11 protein-coding genes and 4 riboswitches are annotated in these 19,621 nt (G+C 28.1%); of the genes, 3 read left to right on the forward strand and 8 right to left on the reverse strand.

The genetic code is table 11. The features are described 5' to 3' along the window. Nucleotides 1–13: 13 nt before the first annotated feature. Nucleotides 14–691 carry a GTP pyrophosphokinase gene (locus tag K0039_RS00660; RefSeq protein ID WP_228103135.1) on the reverse strand — a complete coding sequence of 226 codons (678 nt, stop codon included), beginning with the start codon at nucleotides 689–691 and terminating at the stop codon, nucleotides 14–16. A gap of 199 nt (nucleotides 692–890) precedes the next feature. Here K0039_RS00660 and K0039_RS00665 point away from each other — a divergent pair, with 199 nt between their 5' ends. Next, nucleotides 891–1,670, forward strand: a complete 780-nt coding sequence (locus K0039_RS00665; RefSeq protein WP_228103136.1) for a class I SAM-dependent methyltransferase — start codon at nucleotides 891–893, stop codon at nucleotides 1,668–1,670. A gap of 65 nt (nucleotides 1,671–1,735) precedes the next feature. On the opposite strand, the gene K0039_RS00670 is transcribed toward K0039_RS00665, so the two are convergent. Then, the gene (locus K0039_RS00670; RefSeq protein WP_228103137.1) at nucleotides 1,736–5,353 is read right to left on the reverse strand and encodes an AAA family ATPase; all 3,618 of its coding nucleotides are present in this window, start codon (nucleotides 5,351–5,353) and stop codon (nucleotides 1,736–1,738) included. Between the two features lie 271 nt (nucleotides 5,354–5,624). Between K0039_RS00670 and K0039_RS00675 the strand changes: the two genes are divergently transcribed. Continuing rightward, nucleotides 5,625–5,963 (forward strand): hypothetical protein, encoded by a 339-nt coding sequence (locus K0039_RS00675; protein WP_228103138.1) that lies wholly within the window; start codon nucleotides 5,625–5,627, stop codon nucleotides 5,961–5,963. Between the two features lie 104 nt (nucleotides 5,964–6,067). On the opposite strand, the gene K0039_RS00680 is transcribed toward K0039_RS00675, so the two are convergent. The 4 genes from K0039_RS00680 to K0039_RS00695 form a co-directional block, all read right to left on the reverse strand. After that, nucleotides 6,068–11,344 (reverse strand): Cna B-type domain-containing protein, encoded by a 5,277-nt coding sequence (locus K0039_RS00680; protein WP_228103139.1) that lies wholly within the window; start codon nucleotides 11,342–11,344, stop codon nucleotides 6,068–6,070. A 511-nt stretch (nucleotides 11,345–11,855) separates the two neighbouring features. After that, a riboswitch (cyclic di-GMP riboswitch) is annotated at nucleotides 11,856–11,939 on the reverse strand. A gap of 102 nt (nucleotides 11,940–12,041) precedes the next feature. Further along, nucleotides 12,042–12,125: riboswitch (cyclic di-GMP riboswitch) on the reverse strand. 147 nt (nucleotides 12,126–12,272) lie between these two features. Further along, complete coding sequence (locus K0039_RS00685) at nucleotides 12,273–12,431, reverse strand: hypothetical protein (protein ID WP_228103140.1); 159 nt, start codon at nucleotides 12,429–12,431, stop codon at nucleotides 12,273–12,275. Nucleotides 12,432–12,528: 97 nt separating this feature from the next. Beyond that, a riboswitch (cyclic di-GMP riboswitch) is annotated at nucleotides 12,529–12,612 on the reverse strand. A 110-nt stretch (nucleotides 12,613–12,722) separates the two neighbouring features. Then, nucleotides 12,723–12,806: riboswitch (cyclic di-GMP riboswitch) on the reverse strand. 139 nt (nucleotides 12,807–12,945) lie between these two features. Next, nucleotides 12,946–13,710 carry a lysozyme inhibitor LprI family protein gene (locus K0039_RS00690; RefSeq protein ID WP_228103141.1) on the reverse strand — a complete coding sequence of 255 codons (765 nt, stop codon included), beginning with the start codon at nucleotides 13,708–13,710 and terminating at the stop codon, nucleotides 12,946–12,948. A 153-nt stretch (nucleotides 13,711–13,863) separates the two neighbouring features. Next, the gene (locus K0039_RS00695; RefSeq protein WP_228103142.1) at nucleotides 13,864–14,769 is read right to left on the reverse strand and encodes an SDR family oxidoreductase; all 906 of its coding nucleotides are present in this window, start codon (nucleotides 14,767–14,769) and stop codon (nucleotides 13,864–13,866) included. 181 nt (nucleotides 14,770–14,950) lie between these two features. On the opposite strand from K0039_RS00695, the gene K0039_RS00700 reads away from it, so the two are divergent. Continuing rightward, nucleotides 14,951–16,279: a hemolysin family protein gene (locus K0039_RS00700; RefSeq protein ID WP_228103143.1), complete on the forward strand. Its 1,329-nt coding sequence runs from the start codon at nucleotides 14,951–14,953 to the stop codon at nucleotides 16,277–16,279. Nucleotides 16,280–16,342: 63 nt separating this feature from the next. Here the strand turns inward: K0039_RS00700 and yjeM are convergent, their stop codons facing one another. Together yjeM and K0039_RS00710 are read right to left on the reverse strand one after the other, a co-directional pair. Further along, a complete protein-coding gene (yjeM, locus tag K0039_RS00705) occupies nucleotides 16,343–17,878 on the reverse strand; it encodes a glutamate/gamma-aminobutyrate family transporter YjeM (RefSeq protein WP_228103144.1) in 1,536 nt (511 codons plus the stop codon). 26 nt (nucleotides 17,879–17,904) lie between these two features. Next, nucleotides 17,905–19,290: an aminopeptidase gene (locus tag K0039_RS00710; RefSeq protein WP_228103145.1), complete on the reverse strand. Its 1,386-nt coding sequence runs from the start codon at nucleotides 19,288–19,290 to the stop codon at nucleotides 17,905–17,907. Between the last annotated feature and the right edge of the window lie 331 nt (nucleotides 19,291–19,621).

The following is a 19,621-nucleotide window of genomic DNA, read 5'->3' on the forward strand; positions in this document are numbered from 1 at the left end:
TGTCAGTTTTTTATTACTTATCTTCTAATAATTGTATATCTCGTTGAATATTTTGCATTGTTTCATCAGTACCAGAAATAGTCGCTGCACATTCTCTTAATTGATCTCTTATTTCTTCTGGTACACTTACATCAACTTTGTACATAAGCTGATGTTCTAAACTTGCCCAAAAATCCATGGCTATAGTTCTTATTTGTATCTCAACTCTAGTAGGAACTTTACCGCTGGATAAGAAAACAGGTATTTCTATAATTAAATGAAGGCTTCTATATCCACTTGGTTTTGGATTTTTTATATAATCTTTTGTTTCTATTAATTTTACGTCATCTTGTTCTGTAAGAAGTCTGGCAATTTCATATATATCATTTATATATGAACATATTACTCTAACACCTGCCACATCATCTAGATTTTCTTTTATTAAATGAACATTAAAATTATCAAATTTTTTTTCAACTTTATTTATTATACTAATAGGAGATTTTACCCTATGACTTATTGATTGAATCGGATTATGTCGATGTTTCAATTGAAATTCATCATTTAGATTTTCTAATTTTGTGCATACTTCTTTTATTGCACAAGAATACTCCATCATTAACTCATTGAAAATTTTTGTATTATCTAAAAATTCTTTTGGCGCATCTGGTACGTTTAATTTTTTTATAAAAAATTGTTGAATATTTTCCATAGTCTCTCCCCTTAAATGGATTTTTGGTTTTTTAAATTATATCACATAAGAATTAACTTCATATTATCACTTAACTATTTAAAAGACAATAATTTTATAATATACTATTTATAAAGCAAGCAATTTAATTAGTACAAAAATAATCTATCATTATTTAATTTAATCATTTTATTTGTGTTAATTTTAAGGGGTGTATATTATGGATAACAAAGAAGTAGTAAAACAAAATCAATTAGCTTGGGACAAAAAGGTTGTAAATAATACTCCTTGGTCAATACCAGTGACAAAAGAAGAAATTGAGAATGCAAAAAAAGGTATATTTAATATAAAACTAACTGCTCACAAGAATGTACCTAGAAGTTGGTTTCCACAAGATTTAAATAAAAAAAGGATATTATGTCTTGCTTCTGGAGGAGGACAACAGGGTCCTATTTTAGCAGCTACTGGGGCAATAGTTACAGTATTTGACATATCAATGAATCAATTAAAGCAAGATGAAAAGGTTTCTAAAGAAAATAATCTGATGATTTCAACTGTTCAAGGTGATATGACACATTTACATTGTTTTAAAAACAATTATTTTGATCTAGTGTTTTGCCCTGTGTCAGTCACATATATACCAGATGTACTTCCTGTATTCAAAGAATGTTATAGAGTTTTAAAAACAGGTGGAAACTTCTTATTTGGTAGTGCTAATCCTTTAATTTATTTGTTTGAAAATAAAAAATATGATAAAGGTGTATTTGAAGTTGCAAACAAGCTTCCATTTAATTCTTTAGATGAATTAAATGAAGAAGAAAAAATGAACTTTTTAAATAATAAGGAAGCCATAGAATATAGTCATACTTTAGAAGATTTAATAGGTGGCCAAACAAGTGTTGGCTTTGCTATTAATGGTTTTTATGAAGATGTAGATAATGATAAAATTTGTAAATATAGTGCTAAATATTTTGCAACAAAAGCTGTAAAAACTAAATAATATTAAAAGGGACTACATTAGAATATTTTTCTATATAGTCCCTTTTATAATTTATTTACTTATAATTAATATCTTAATAAATCTTTTTTTAAAACATTAAATTCTTCTTCAGTAATTAAATTCAAATCTAATAAATTTTTTAATTTAAGTAATTCATCTATAGTATTTATACTTCTACCATAAGATGATCTACTTTTAGTGTAATTTACTAAGTTATCTTGTGCTACATTTTCTTCCTTAGCTTTCATATTACAAGTAGGTTCTTCAATTGTATTTTCTTTTATAAATTGTTCTTTACTTTTTCTTATATCTAAAGCGTTAATAGTATTTATATCTTTTGGTATGATTTTATCATTATAAACTCTTATACTTTGCATTCTTACAACTTTATCTAAAAATTTAGTAATCATAAGTGCATTGTTAACACTAAGATTAGATAAGTTTGAAAGATCTATTATGGATTTTCTTAATTCTTCTTCTCCATCTTTATATATTTCATACCCTCTATAAGTTATAAGATTTGTTGCAATTTCAAATAGTTCATTTTCATTGTAATCCTCAAAATCTAGCCATATTGGAAATCTGCAACTAAGAGCAGGGTTGCTTAATACAAATTCCTTCATACCATCTTTTTCTCCACATAAAGCAATAATTATTTTATTATTATTTTTATCAATAAACTTAATTAAAGATGATATTAGCTCTTTTTTATTGTATTTATTATTAAATAAATGTACTTTATCGATTAATACCATTTTGCCTAAATAACCGTTTAATATATCTTCAATTTGTACTCCTCCATCTAAAAGAGCAGTTATTTCTATTTCATCCATTTCCACTATATTTTTCGATTTTAATATTCCTACACTGTAATACATACTTGATAATATTTTTAATGTTGATTTTTTACCTGTACCATTATTTCCTGTAAATACCATATTACTATATTTACTTAACTGACTTTTAACTCCGAGCTTTTCTCTTTTTTCTTTTGTCTTTATAATTTTATATTGATTTCTTAGAAAGTCCTTAGCTTTTTCATTTGCTGCAATTTTTTTCAACTTAGATTCTAAATTAAAATCATTTGCAGATGTAAATTCGTTTATATGGTCAATATCTTTCGTAGTTATTAGGTTCATTTCGTAAACACTAATATCACTTTCAGAGATTCTAATACTTTGAGCTCTTATTAAGTTTTCCACATAGTTTCTAACCAATCTACCATTTCCAGATTGCATATCGGAGTTTTCATATATATCAACAAAACTCTTTTTAAGTGATGTATAGCCATTCTTTGATAATTTAAATCCTTTAGATTCTAAAAGTTTTATTGCCATTTCAGAAAGTTCATCTGGCTTATAATCTTCAAAGTTGGTCCATAGAGGAAATCTAGAACGAAGGCCAATATTCACATCAAAGAAATCTTCCATTTCTTTTTCATAGCCTGCAAGTATTACTATTACATCTTTTGAGTAATCCTCAATTAATTTAAGTAAAGTTTCTATGGCTTCTCTTCCAAGAGGATCGTAGGCTAGAGTATAAGCTTCATCTATAAACAATATACCCCCTATAGCTTCTTTAAAAGTTTCTTCAGTTTTTTTAGATGTTTCACCAGGAATTTCTGAAACAAAGTTAGATCTATCAGTTTCCACAAGTTGACCTATTTTAAGCAAGCCCATGCTATTTAACATTTCTGCCACAAGTCTTGCTATGGAAGTTTTTCCTGTTCCCGGGTTTCCTGCAAAAACCATGTTTAGATTTTGTTCAATTTCTGTTTCCACTCCTACTGATTTTCTTTTTTCCTGTGCTACAATAAGCTTGTACTGACTTCTTAGTAGGTTTTTAACTTCTTCCAATCCAATTATATCCTTTAGTCTTTCTTCCAAATTAAATTTAGCTTTAACCTTGAAGTTGAAGTTATGTCTTTCTAACAAATCTATTTTCTTTTGTTTATCTTGTAAATACTTTCTAGATGCGTCCATTATGGCATTTTCAATTATATTTCTTACAAATCTGGCATTTCCTAAATCATTTTTTCCACTAATTTGATTTTTAGCAAACAAGTCTATTAAATCATCTTCCACATTATCTGCTATTTTATATCCTTTACTTTTTGCAATATTAACTGCTATGGCATACATTTCATAAGGAGTATAGTCTTCAAAGTGAATTATATTTGGAAATCTAGATTTTAATCCTGGATTTATGCTTAGGAATTTTTCCATATCATTTTCATATCCAGCAAGAATTACTACTAAATCATCTCTATTATCTTCTATTCCTTTAAGAAGAGCATCTACTATTTCTTTACCAACCTTATCATCTTCACTCTCACATAGAGAATAAGCTTCATCAATAAATAAAACTCCTCCAATTGCAGAGTTTATAACTTCCATAGTTTTCTTTGCAGTTTCATTTGTATTTTCGCTAACGAAATCTGCTTTACTTACTTCTCTAAATACTCCACGAGAAAGTAAACCTAGGGCATTTAAATATTCAAAAGTAGTTCTTGCTGCATTAGTCTTTCCTGTACCTGCATTTCCTGCAAATATCATATTCATTGATATTTTAGAAGTAGTAAGGCCCAATCTTTCTCTTATATTTTGTACTTTATAATTATTTTGAACATTATAAATAAATTCTTTAAGTTCCTTTATCCCTATAATAGAATTTAATTTATATTTAGCTTCTTCCAAAGTTGGTGTTGTATAATCACTTAATTTATAAACCTGAAATCCTACCTTACAATATATCTCGTCATTTTCCACATAAATAAATAATCTACTATTTAATTTTATATTTTCTTTAATAACAAGATTTCTAAGAGGATTATTAAGTTTGTATATAACATATTCTGATATACCAAAATCACTATCTTTTTTATAACTCTCTTGTAAATATTTACAAATACCGAAGTATTCTTTATTAGACTCATCTTTATTTAGATCTATCATTATGTCCAAGGATAATTCTTCTTTGATCTTATTTATTGTTTCAATTACCCTTCTTCTTACAACAATATTTCTTTCTTTTTCATCCAAATCTTTAGTATAGAGTATTTTATCAATTAGATTATTACCAAATACTTTTTCTAAATCAATATTTTTATCATCACTAGTAAATACTATAAACTTATTATTACAAATTAATTGATTTATTTTTTCTTTATGAATTTTTTCTGATTTCAAAATATCATTTATCTCTTCTCTATTTTCTTCGTCAGCTTTTACAAATACATTATTTTTTATAATATAATCATCATTTAAGTTGAAACAAGAATTTAAACAAAGTTCTGAGATAACATTAACTATTTCCTCCATTGCATCTTGTATATTTTTAAACATTATGCATTTTGATTTAGATTTTAACTTTTCATGTAAATCACTTAAAAATGCATTATATCCTAATTTAAAATTATATGTATCTAGATTTATTTCGTTTATATTATCACTTTCTATTAGTTCTTCTTTGTACATTTCTTCAATCAAAAGCCTAACACTCGTTTTCTTGCCCGTATCTTTTTCTCCAACTAGAAGAATAACTCCTTTTTCATTTTTTACTGTTTTATCTTTTATATAATTTATTAAATTTTTTATATATAAGTCTTGCCCTATAAGCTCACTTTTTAAAAGTTTTTCTATTTTCTTAAATTTACTTTCTGCTTCATTGTATATATCATTCATAAATTGACTCCTCTCTTTTACTATTATCTATAATCTTATACCCTTTTAGTCCTTATATTCATTATTATTTTTAAAATTCAAACCATAGAGTTATTTATTATTTATATATCAAAATAGTAAATTTGTAAATAATTTCTTTAAAACTTAAAGTATGTTGTATACATATATAATTTATGAAGGTTTATATATTTTTATGTCTAATTATTGAATTAAGGCAATATTTAAACAAATATTTTTCTAACAATAAATTAAGAAGGTTGGTGTAAAGTATATGGCAAGTACTATAGTAAATTTTCCTTTTAATTCTTTAGGTGTTGCAAGATTAGATTCTGATGGTGTAATTCACAATCATTTATATCACCAATGTCCAGTGGGAAGAATAGACACTAACAATATAATTCACAATCATCCAATTAATAATTCTCCAATCGGAAGAATAGATGATAATAATATAATCCACAATCATCCAACTAGTTACTTCCCTGTGGGAAGAGTTGATGATGATGGATATGTATATGATAATAAAAATGTTAAAATAGGTAGAGTAGAGGGAGAAGAATACCTAAAAGCAGGAAGTGCATTTTTATTGTTAATTAATAATTTGAGATAACATAAGAATTAAATATAAAATAAAAAGACTTGCTTATTAAGCAAGTCTTTTTGAATTAATTCTTCATTAAAAATCTAGGCTTTTAACAAAATTATTTTGTTTTATCATTTAATATTTTTTTTACGTTGGATCACAAAAATTATAACTATTGATGATAATAATATTATTAGATAAAATAAAATATTTGCTGAATCTCCAGTTGTTGGTGTATTTGTATTATTATTACTATTTGAATTATTATTATTTGAGTTATTATTATTTGAGTTATTATTATTTGAGTTACCATTAGTATTAGAATTTGTGCCTTTTTTAGTATTTGTGATTAAATACCCTTCTTCTACACTACCAGTTATCGTTGTGTTATAGCCATCAACAAGTACTTCTTTTACTGTATAATTTATTTCTTTACCATCTTTATACTTTTCTAAGTTAGAGAATGTATATTGCCAGTCTTCTTCTTTAGATAATTGTTTGCGTTGTATTTCTTCTCCATTAGCCAACAATATAACTGTGATATTCTTTTCTTCTCCACCCTTCCATACTTTTGTTACTCCAACTGATGTTTTTCCTGTTATTGTGTTAGTTACGGTAAATCCTGTTTCTGCACTTCCTGTTATTACACTTGAATAACCTTCTACGGCTTTTTCTACTAATGTGTAATTTATTTCTTCTCCAGTTACTTCATCATATTTTGGTAATTCTGTAAATGTATGTTTCCAGTTTGTTTCATCTGTAAGTTTTATTGTTTCTTTTTCTACTTTGTCTGCTAAAAGCGTTACTTCTACTTCTTTTGCTGCTTTTCCTACCCATACCTTATTTACTGGTATTGATATTTTTTCTGTATTAGTATTTGTTACTACAAAACCTGAGTTCACATCTCCTGTAATTTCTGATTTATATCCATCAATAGGGGCTTCTCCTATTGTGTAATTAATTTCTTTTCCATCTTTATATTTTTCTAAGTTTGAGAATGTGTATTGCCAGTTGTTTCTTCCATTTAGAATTTGGCTACCTATCATCTCACCGTCAGCCATTAAACTTACTATTACACTATCAGATGCTTTTCCTATCCATTTTTTTGTAACTCCAACTGATGTTTTCCCTGTTATAGTGTTGGTTACAGTAAATCCTGTTTCTGATGTTCCTGTTATTACACTTGAGTAATTTTCTAGTGCTTTTTCTTCTAATGTGTAATTTATTTCTTTTCCTGTTACTTCATCGTATTTTGGTAACTCTGTAAATGTATGTTTCCAGTTTGTTTGTGCTGTAAGCTTTATTGTTTCTTTTTCTACATTATCTGCTAAAAGTGTTACCTCTGCTTCTTTTCCTGCTTTTCCTACCCATACCTTATTTACTGGTATTGATATTTTTTCTGTATTAATATTCTTTATTACAAAACCTGAATCCATATTTCCTGTGATCTCTGTTTTGTATCCATCTACAGCTATTTCTTCAACTGTATAGTTTATTTCTTTTCCATCTTTATACTTTTCTAAATTTGAGAATGTGTACTTCCATCCATTTCCTTCATTTAGAGTTTGGCCGTCTACCTTCTTACCATCAGCCATTAAGTTTACTGTTACACTATCAGATGCTTTTCCTATCCATTCTTTTGTTACTCCAACTGATGTTTTTCCTGTTATTGTGTTAGTTACAGTAAATCCTGTTTCTGATGTTCCTGTTATCACACTTGAGTAACCTTCTAAGGCTTTTTCTTCTACTGTATAGTTTATTTCTTTTCCTGTTACTTCATCGTATTTTGGTAATTCTGTGAAAGTATGTTTCCAGTTTGTTTTTTCTGTAAGTTTTGTTGTTCCTTTTTCTACATTGTCTGCTAAAAGTGTTACTTCTGCTTCTTTTCCTGCTTTTCCTATCCATACCTTATTTACTGGTATTGATATTTTCTCTGTATTAATGTTCTTAATAACAAAACCTGAATTCATATTTCCTGTAATCTCTGTTTTATATCCATCTACAGCTATTTCTTCTACTGTATAGATGATTTCTTTTCCATCTTTATACTTTTCTAAATTTGAAAATGTGTACTTCCATCCATTTCCTTCATTTAGAATTTGACTGTCTACCTTCTTCCCATCAGCCATTAAATTTACTGTTATACTCTCAGATGCTTTTCCTACCCATTCTTTTGTTACTCCAACTGATGTTTTCCCTGTTATTGTGTTAGTTACAGTAAATCCTGTTTCTGATGTTCCTGTTATTATACTTGAGTAACCATCTAATGCCTTTTCTACTAATGTGTAGTTTATTTCTTCTCCAGTTACTTCGTCATACTTTGGTAACTCTGTGAATATATGTTTCCAGTTTGTTTTTTCTGTAAGCTTTATTGTTTCTTTTTCTACATTTCCTGCTAAAAGTGTTACTTCTGCTTCTTTTTCTGCTTTTCCTATCCATACCTTATTTACTGGTATTGATATTTTTTCTGTATTAGTATTTGTTATTACAAAACCTGAACTCATATTTTCTGTAATTTCTGTTTTATATCCATCAATAGTTGTTTCTTCCACTGTATAATTGATTTCTTTTCCATCTTTATACTTTTCTAGGTTCGAGAATGTATATTGCCACTCATTTCCTTCATTTAGAATTTGGCTATCTACCTTCTTACCATCAGCCATTAAATTTACTGTTACACTATTAGATGCTTTTCCTATCCATGTTTTTGTTACTCCAACTGATGTCTTTCCTGTTATTGTATTAGTTACAGTAAATCCTGTTTCTGCTGTTCCTGTTACCACACTAGAATAACCTTCTTGTGCTTTTTCTTTTAATGTATAATTTATCTCTTTTCCAGTTACTTCATTGTATTTTGATAACTCTGTAAATGTATCTTTCCACCCTTTTGCTTCTGTAAGCTTTATTGTTTCTTTTTCTTTTCCATCTGCTAAAAGTGTTACCTCGGCTTCTTTTCCTGCTTTTCCTACCCACACCTTATTTACTGGTATTGATATTTTTTCTATATTAGTATTCTTTATAGCAAAACCTAAATTCATATCTCCTGTTATTTCTGTTTTGTATCCATCAATAGATATTTCTTCTACTGTATAATTGATTTCTTTTCCATCTTTATACTTTTCTAAATTTGAGAATGTATATTGCCACTCATTTCCTTCATTTAGAATTTGGCTATCTATTTTCTTACTATCGGCCATTAAATTTACTGTTACACTATCAGATGCTTTTCCTATCCATGTTTTTGTTACTCCAACTGATGTCTTTCCTGTTATTGTGTTGGTTACAGTAAATCCTGTTTCTGATGTTCCTGTTACTACACTTGAGTAACCTTCTTGTGATTTTTCTTCTAATGTATAGTTTATTTCTTTTCCTGTTTTTTCATCGTACTTTGGTAACTCTGTAAATGTATTTTTCCATCCTGTTGATTCTGTAAGCTTTATTGTTTCTTTTTCTTTTCCATCTGCTAAAAGTGTTACTTCAGCTTCTTTTCCTGCTTTTCCTACCCATACTTTATTTACTGGTATTGATATTTTTTCTATATTAGTATTCTTTATAACAAAGCCTGAATTCATATCTCCTGTAATTTCTGTTTTATACCCATCAATAGACTCTTCTTCTACTGTATAGTTTATTTCTTTACCATCTTTATACTTTCCTAAATTTGAGAATGTATATTTCCAGTTATTTCCTTCATTTAGAATTTGGCTATCTACCTTTTTACCATCAGCCATAAGATTTACTGTTATACTATTAGATTCTTTCCCAACCCATTTTTTTGTCACATCAATATTAGTCTTTTCATTATAGGTATTTGTTACTGTAAGACCTTTTTCTGTCTTCGCGTAACCATTTGGTGTAAAATCTTTTCCATCTTTATCGACTTCTTTTACGAAATAATTATAAGGGTTACCACTGTTATCAGTTTGATCTAAGTTATTCCATTTTACTTCTGAAGTACCGTCTGGAAGAGATTTTATCTCTGCATTTGTAACTTCTTTAGAAGTCGTATCATTTCCAGCACTACGATATAATTTAAAGTATATTGTAGGCTTTTCTGCTGGACCACCATCCCAAATTTTTGTTGCTTTTACATCAATAAGTTTTTTGTTATTTTCAATATTTAATAATGTTCCTTCTGTATCTGTATCTTTTACAGTAAAAGTTATTTCTTTTGATTCAAGTGGATCAAATTTAATCCACTCTGGTGCAGAAATTTCTTTAACTACATACTCTGCTACAGGCAAATTTTTCACATTTGCAATACCATTTTCGTCAGTAATCAGTTGGATGACTTTCTCATTATTTTTAATTACTTCACCATCTTTTCTTTTTAGCTCAAACTTAACATTTGGTATACCAACTTGTGTCCCAGAAATAGACTTGAAAATTTTCAATTCACCTTTAACTGTACCAGTTATTCCTCCACCAGAATGAATATTTTCTACACTATGATTGAAATCTTCTCCTTTTACTGCTGGCTTATTATTTTCCTTGTACCAAGCTTTTGTATTATTCTCAAATTTATCTTGATTTTCATTTGTTATCTTTGTTAAGTACATAATTGAAAAACTATTTAAAGAAGCATATTCTCTAGGAATATCAACTGTAATTTCTCCTGAAGAAACATTCTTGCTTATACGAGAACCTGGATAATCTCTTTCAAAATTCGCTATGGCATTTTCACCATAATATGAATTTGGTCTATATCCTTGAACATAAATTCTAAAGCTATCTGGTTCTAATATTTGGCCAGGTTGAATGATATCTTCAATGTGTATACTTTCATCAACATATGCTTTTTCATTGTTTATATTTAAAAACCAACGGACATGCTCTGTATCATCTGATTGAATATCTCCAGTTTTATAATAAAAAACGCTGCCTGTTCCAGATGCCCCTTTGTGAATTGATACATCTGCTGTTTTTGAACCAGATTCAACATATACTGTTTTTGTATCTTCCTCTGAAGTGTCTGTTAAATTTCTTCCCAAAACTTCAAATTCTACCCATCCTTCAACATCATCCAAATTATTTACTTCACTATTAAATGTAATTGTTGCTTCTGAATTAGTAATAACTGCTTTAGCAACTTCTTTTCCTTGAATTATAAGTGGTATAGTTTTTTTATATCCTGAAAGAAATGCTTGACCAGACGAGTCCCAACTTACATGTATTGTATCTCCCTCATTAATATTCCCACCATTTTCATTAAATTCTAACCGAATAGTTGTTTTTCCCCCATCATCAATTTTTGATGGTGAAACAGATAATTGTGTTACATTTGTAGACGAAATATCTCTACCCACTTGCCTGTTTTCTGCATATACGCCCATGTTTGGCATAATAAGATTTAATATCATTATAGCTGCCATAAATATACCAAATATACTTTTCTTTTTTTGTTTCATAATTATAACTCCTCACTAGTAATATTTTTATTTACAGTTTCTGCACCACAAATACTGTAATAAAGCCCAAATAGAACATATGACTTCTTTTTAAAGATAAAATGTCAAAGAAATATGTTAGAAAAACACGCCTTATGTGTCTGAATATTTTTTATTTTCTGTATATTTTCGACATTATTTTGTTAGTTTGAAACCATATGACTTTTATATTTACAATTTACATAAATCAAATTAAGGTTATCGTCACTACTTACCCTTATATTTAAAATTTTTTATTTTAGTAAATCCCCCCTCGATTATCATAAAATAATTAAGCACCTTATTATCCTGTATGTTTTTCCCTACATGGTTATGACATAATCATTAATTTTCGTTAGATTTCTTATCATTTCTTTATATTATTTTCTCACTTTAATGTCCAAATCAGTTTTTTTAAGTTTTCATAAGCTATGAGATAATACGATTATCAATAAAAAAAGCTATATTCAACAATTAATAAAGTTTTATTAATTGAAAATATAGCCGGTTGCACCACTTACTCCATATATCTTAGGTGCCCATATACAAGATATACTTCACTGTTTCTATTCTATTTTATGTAATTTAAAAAGTAGTTATATAAACTTTCATACGCCATGAGATAATACAATCTATAATAAAAAAAGCTATACTCAACAATTAATAAAAATTTATTAATTGAAAATATAGCCGGTTGCACCACTTACTCCATATATCTTAGGTGCCCACATACAAGATATACTTCACTGTATCTATTTTGTTATTTTGTTTTGTATAAATATAAAAAGTAGTTGTATAAATTTTCATAAGCTATTAGATTATTTATTATAAATGCTTAATTAATTATTAATTTATACTACATACATACATACCTTAAATTGGGTTGGTTTAAACAAAAAAATTAAAATTTTTAATTGGGTTTATAAACACTAGTGTTAACTAGCTCTTTTTTCATAGTATTGTTTTCCTCGTCTAAAAATAATTTATATGTTTGTACAGTAATCTTATTTTTTGTATATTCCTCTACAATTTTTATACTTATTCTTTCTCTACCTATAGTTACATCCATATATTTTTAAGTTATTGCTCCATTTCCAACTATATTTTTTATAATACAATCATGAACAAAAAAAGCTATACTCAACAATTAATAAAAATTTATTAATTGAAAATATAGCCGGTTGCACCACTTACTCCATATATCTTAGGTGCCCACATACAAGATATACTTCACTGTATCTATTTTGTTATTTTGTTTGTATAAATATAAAAAGTAGTTATATAAATTTTCATAAGCTCTCAAATAATATAATTTATAATAAAAAAAGCTATACCCAACAATTAATAAAAATTTATTAATTGAAAATATAGCCGGTTGCACCACTTACTCCATATATCTTAGGTGCCCATATACAAGATATACTTCACTGTTTCTATTCTATTTTATATATTTTTAAAATTGTAGTCTATATATAACTTAACAACTTATATATTCATAGTAATGTTACCATATTTATGTATTTTTTGCAACTTTTAAAATATTTTTAATATAAATATAAATTATAAAATAAAAACATACTATATTATATCATATAATTATAAACTAAATAGTAGCATCTTTCTTTTGTAGATTGTAGTAATGAATCTGCCTTCATCTCCAAACCTAAAGTTCCTGTTCCACCTTCTTCTTGTGCAAAATCAGCATCTGCTTCTTTAGTTTTTATCCATGTTTTTTGATTTCGTGTTAAACCTTTTATTTCTTCATCAGGTAATTGTTCTTTGAGAACAGACCATATTTCATTTAAGATTTTATCCCATTGAGAGTATTCTTTACCTAACATTTCACTAAGTTCTACTTCTGATATAAAGTCATCATAAGCATATTTGTAATTTTCCTCTATTGCATTCAAGCTATCTAAATAATATGTTTTTTTAGAAATAGTAGTATTTGTGTTAATTTCTTCTTCAGAGTCCTCTTTTGATTTTTTTAATAAGGTATTACATTCCTCTTTTAAAGATTTAGCTACATCTTTTATTATACTGCTTTTACTACTTATTTTTTCTACAGTGTCACATAGTTGAATTGCCACATCATACTTTTCATCTTCTATTGATTGTAAAACTTCAACTAAGTTGTTACTTTGGTTGTATAATGCCTTTGCTTCAGTGTCTTCATTATTTTCTTTTGTAGCTAATGAGAAAAATTTACTTGCCACTTCATACTCATCACTTGCTATAGCTCTTTTTCCTTCCTCCATATATCTTTCAAAAGAGTCTGACTCTTTATTTTTACTGCACCCCGTAATTAATGTACTTAATAAAATTAATAAAACCGATATTTTCTTCATAATGATATATTCCTTCCTAAATTCGTCCTGCATTCTCTATAATATCATAATATTTACACAAATTCATTTAGAATATATACATATTAAATCAAATTTAATTAAAACTATTATTTATCAAAAAAAATAGTTGCAACGATGCAACTATTCTAAAATTTATCCTATTACATTTCCTCCATTAATATGTAATACTTGACCTGTCATATAGCTTGAATCATCACTTGCCAAAAATACATAGGCATTTGCGACTTCATAAGGTTGACCTGCTCTATCCATAGGTACTTTACTTCTAAGACTTCCAAATGTTTCGACTTCTTCTGCATCAAAACTGCTTACTATTAGTGGTGTCCATATTGGACCTGGTGCTACTGCGTTTACTCTTATTTTATCTTCTACTAAAGACTGGGACAAAGATCTGGTAAATGCGAGTATGGCTCCTTTTGTTGCACTATAGTCTATTAATAATTCTTCACCTTTAAACGCTGTTGCTGATGTAGTATTAATTATGGAAGAATTATCCTTCAAGTGAGGAAGCGCTGCTTTTACTAAGTAAAAAAAGGAAAATATATTCGTCCTAAATGTTTTTTCCAATTGTTCTTCATCTATATCTAAAATACTTTGTTGAATATATTGAACTGCATGATTATTTACTAATACATCTATTTTGTTAAACTCTTCTATTGCTTTTTTTATTACTAATTTGCAGTTTTCTTCTTTTTGTAAATCTCCTCTTATGGCTATACATTTTCTACCTAAACTTTTTATGTGCTCACAAGTCTCTCTTGCATCTTCATCTTCGTTAAGATATGCAATCACTATATTAGCACCTTCTTTTGCAAATGCATATGCAACTGCTCTTCCTATTCCACTGTCTCCTCCAGTTATAATTGCAACCTTATCTTTTAGTTTGCCACTTGCCTTGTAATTTGCATTTTCAGATATGGGTCTTGGGTTCATGAGGTATTCCATACCAGGATGACAATTTTGGTGTTGTGGGGGAAAGTTTACTTTAACAACTTCACAATTTTCCTTAGTCCCTATATTTTTGTAAACAGGATACATTTACATTCTCCTCTCATTTTCTCTCTTAGTATAAATTATCCTCATTTTCCTTAATTTAATGTATTTTAAATAATATAAAAAATTCATTAAAAAATATTCATAAATTAGCACAAATTTAATATATTATATCTATAATTATTTATATAATATTATTAATAAAAACTTTAGGAGGAGTTTGATAATGAGTAGTCTTGATGACCTCTCGAGGAGTATTATTCCTCAATTATTTTTAATACTAATTCTTACACTGATTAATGGGTTTTTCGCAGCTGCGGAAATGGCCTTTGTATCAGTCAACAAGCACAAAATTAATTCTCTCTGTGAAGAGAATAATAAAAAAGCAATCCTTTTAAGGAAATTGTTAGATGATCCAAGTAATTTTTTATCTACTATACAAATAGGAATTACTTTGGCTGGATTTTTCTCAAGTGCATCTGCTGCAACTACACTATCAGTTAGATTATTTAATTTACTCGCACCATACAACATTCCATATATCAAGGAATTTTCCATGATATTAATAACAATAATACTTTCATATTTAACATTAGTATTCGGTGAGATAGTACCAAAAAGAATTGCTTTGCAAAAGTGTGAAAAAATCGCTTTAGCTTCAGTAAAACCTATTTACTTTGTATCTAAAATTTCCAAACCTTTTATAAAAATATTGTCATTATCCACTAAGGCTGTACTAAAGCTAACGCATAATGATGATGTAGAAGACGAAAACAATATTAGCACAGAAGAAATAAAACTATTAATTACTCAGTCTGAAAAAAATGGAACAATTAATATTATGGAAAAAGAAATAATAGATAAGGTCTTTGATTTTTCAGATAAAATGTCTAAGGAAATTATGACCTCTAGAACAGATACTGTTTTAATTGATATAGATGATAATATTGATACAAAACTTAACACTATTCTTAGTTGCAAATATTCACGGATACCTGTATATAAGGATTCTGTAGATAATATAATTGGCATACTTTATATTAAAGATTTAATATCACATTTAGTTAACTGTAATTTTGATAATCTTAACTTGAAAAGTTTATTACACTCACCTTCCTTTGTACCAGAAACGAAGAAAATTGATGAATTGTTTCTATTGTTAAAACAAAGTAAGAACCATATGGCTATTTTAATTGACGAATATGGTGGTTTTTCTGGTATAGTCACAATGGAAGACATAATAGAAGAAATAGTTGGTGACATTGAAGATGAGTATGACATAGATAATGATAAAGTTAAAAGTCTTGGCAATGGTAGCTTTGAAATTAAAGGTAACATGTCTCTCTTGGATTTTAATAATATTTTTGACACACATATTAAGTGTGATGATTGCGATACAATAAATGGTTATATTATTTCAACTATAAATAAGATTCCTAGTAATGAAGAAAATATTATTTTAAATATAGAAAATTATGAGCTGGAAGTAGTTGAGGTTGACGATAATCGCATCGAAAAACTGAAAGTCAACTTTGCTAAGGAAAGCGCAAGCTAAAACTAATAAAAAAGTCACATAGCTTATATCCAATAAGCATGTGACTTTTTATAGTGTAATTATCTACATTACATCTTTATTTTTACTGATTCTTTTTTGTTTTTTCTCATAACTTCCATATAATAAATATGCTATCAAAGTAAACGCTAAAGGACCTGCTATCATTGTTATTGTGCTTACCAAACCTTCAGATGATTGTATAGTTGGTTGTATTACTGTAAATACATTTGCAAAACCTACTATAAAAGTTACTATTATTGCAAATATTGTTGCTGATGTTTGTGTTTTATATATCATAAAAGGACTTTCAATTTCCCCATTTAATTGCTTCTTCTTAAACTTTATAAATGCCAACGATAAGAACATGTATGGAATTGTCATAGCCACATTTGTCATTAAAGCTAGTATATTAAAGAAGGCTGATGCGCTCTTTCCTCCAAATGATACTATAGCTATAATAATTATTACTATTGCAGCTTGAACTTTCATTGCATATACTGGCATACCATCTTTTAATTCACCAATTTTTCCAGGCCAAATTTCTTTTGGAGATCCTTGTATTAATGTTTTTAAAGGTGAATAAGTTAATGTAAAGAATGCTCCTGTTAATGCTAAGAACATTGATAATCCTACTAATCTAGCTGTCCATGATCCTATACTTAATGCTACTGCCTCACTAGTTCCAAATCCTATACCAATTTGATATCCTAAGTTTTTCATTAATACATATGCAACATTTCCTAAGTGAACATTATCTGAGTTTAGTATGGTATTCCAATTTGTAAACATACCACATGCAAATATACCTATTGCATATCCAACTGATATTATAATAGCAGAAATCATAACACCTTTTGGGAATGTTTTTTCTGCATTTTCAGTTTGATCAACTAGACCTCCAACTACTTCTAAACCTCCAAATGCAAATATTGCAAAAGTTAAAAATGAGAATATACCAGTCATTGATTGGTAGTCAGGACTTGGAGATGTTGTAAATGATTGAGCCACATTATTTATAGGCTCTGATAATCCACCATTTGCAGCAAAAACACATATACCACCAATTAATAAAACTAAATTTAATAAAGTAACTGCTGTTCCACCAATAGAAGTTATTTTACTTATTTTATCTAGACCTTTACTTCCAACAAATGTAACTAGTAATATCCAGGCTATTCCTAATATTCCCAAAGTTTGAACTGAAGTCAATCCAAATAATGACCAAGTAGTTGTCATGTCACTTCCAAATATAGCGTTTGATAATGGAACCCATATTCCTGAACCAACGTTTACCATCCATATTATGTAAGATGCATACCACATAAATGTTCCAATAAATGCATATTTTCCACCTACTGATTTTTCCATCCAAGAATACATTCCACCTGTTTCGTGTTTAAATGCAGCACCATACTCTGACATCATAAAAGCATATGGAATAAAGAACAAAACTGCACTAAATACATACCAAGGTATTGCAGAATATCCCATTAAAAAGAATGCTCTTGGCATATTTGTAAAGCCAAACACCGATGTAAAAATCATAAGTATTAAGGATACTAGTGTAAGTTTTTTTGCATTGCTACTTTCATTCGACATGTTAAGTCCCCCTTAAAATTTGTAATTTATTTTATAAATTGTTTGTAGCCTCTATACATTTCATAAATATCCACTTTAGATATTACTTCATAAGGGGCATGCATGCTTAGCACCCCAACACCACAGTCAATAACTTGCGCTCCATAATTAGCTAAAATAAATGCTATAGTTCCCCCACCACCTTGGTCTACTTTTCCAAGTTCTGCAGTTTGCCATGCTATATTTGCTTTATTGAATATATTTCTAATTTCAGATACAAACTCGGCATTTGCATCACTACTTCCTGCTTTTCCTCTTGCTCCTGTATATTTTGTAAGTACAACACCACTACCTATTTTGCATGAGTTGTTCTTGTCATATACTGATGCAAAGTTTGGATCATATCCAGCTGTAACATCTGCTGATAGCACTTTAGAGTTGTAAAATGCTCTTTTTACCTTTAATTCACAGTAATCTTCTTGTAGATTTACAAGCTCAGATACCACGTTTTCAAAGAACTTTGACTTCATTCCTGTGTTACCTTCAGATCCTATTTCTTCTTTATCAACACAAATTACAGATGCTGTATACTCTGGATTTTCTATATCAAATATGGCCTTTATTCCTGCAAAGGAACAAACTCTATCATCATGACCATATGAAATTATCATAGATCTATCTATTCCTAAATCTTTAGCAAATCCGGCAGGTACTATTTCAATTTCTGCACTTAGGAAGTCTTCTTCACTCATTCCGTATTTTTCATTTAATAATTTTAAGATTGTGTATTTTACTTTATCTGATTCTTCATTTTCATTAGGCATATTTCCACATAATACGTTTAAATCTTCTCCACCTATACCATCACTCATTTTTTTAGAATTTTGATCTGCTGATAAATGAGGTAATAAGTCAGTTATGCAAAATACTGGATCATTTTCTCCATCACCAATAGATATTTCCATAGATGTACCATCTTTTAATATTACAACTCCATACATTGCTAAAGGAATTGTAACCCATTGATATTTTTTAATACCACCATAATAATGAGTTTTTAGCATTGCCAAATCAGTATCTTCATAAAGAGGATTCGCCTTTAAGTCAAGTCTAGGAGAATCAATGTGACTTCCAATAATTTTCATACCTTCTGATATATTTTTTTCACCTATTACAAATAGTGCTACTCCTTTGTCTCTGTTAATGGCATATATCTTTTGTCCAGGCTTTATCTCCTTGTCTAACATTGCATCTTCCAAAGATATATAGCCCCTTTCCTTAGCCATATTTACAATTTCTTTTACGCATTTTCTTTCTGTTTTACCACGGTCTAAGAATTCCATATACTCTTTCGAGTACTGAAAAACGTTTTCGCACTCATTATTTTTTCTTACAACATCCCATCCATTTTTTAATTCGTAATTTAATTTCATTATACATCCCTCCAAAATATTTTATATTATGAATATAATTATGCTAAATGACTTACTAAATTAAACATATGTATGTTTTCACTTACTTTTATTATTTGTTTAAATTCTAACAACATCATTTTCGAATTTCAACAAAAAAAATGTTTTCGCAATAGTAAATATTTTCTATTTTTTCGAATTATTTGAAATATTAAATATTATTTTTCTAACTATTCAAATTTCATTAGTTACTAGATTTTTATTTGTGAAAAATTTAATTATTTAATCAGTAATAGAACACTTCCATTAAAATAAATTGAACTCTACAAATCTTAACTTGCTTTTTTTAAAA

The organism is Terrisporobacter mayombei (assembly GCF_020748465.1).
Classification (GTDB): domain Bacteria; phylum Bacillota; class Clostridia; order Peptostreptococcales; family Peptostreptococcaceae; genus Terrisporobacter; species Terrisporobacter mayombei.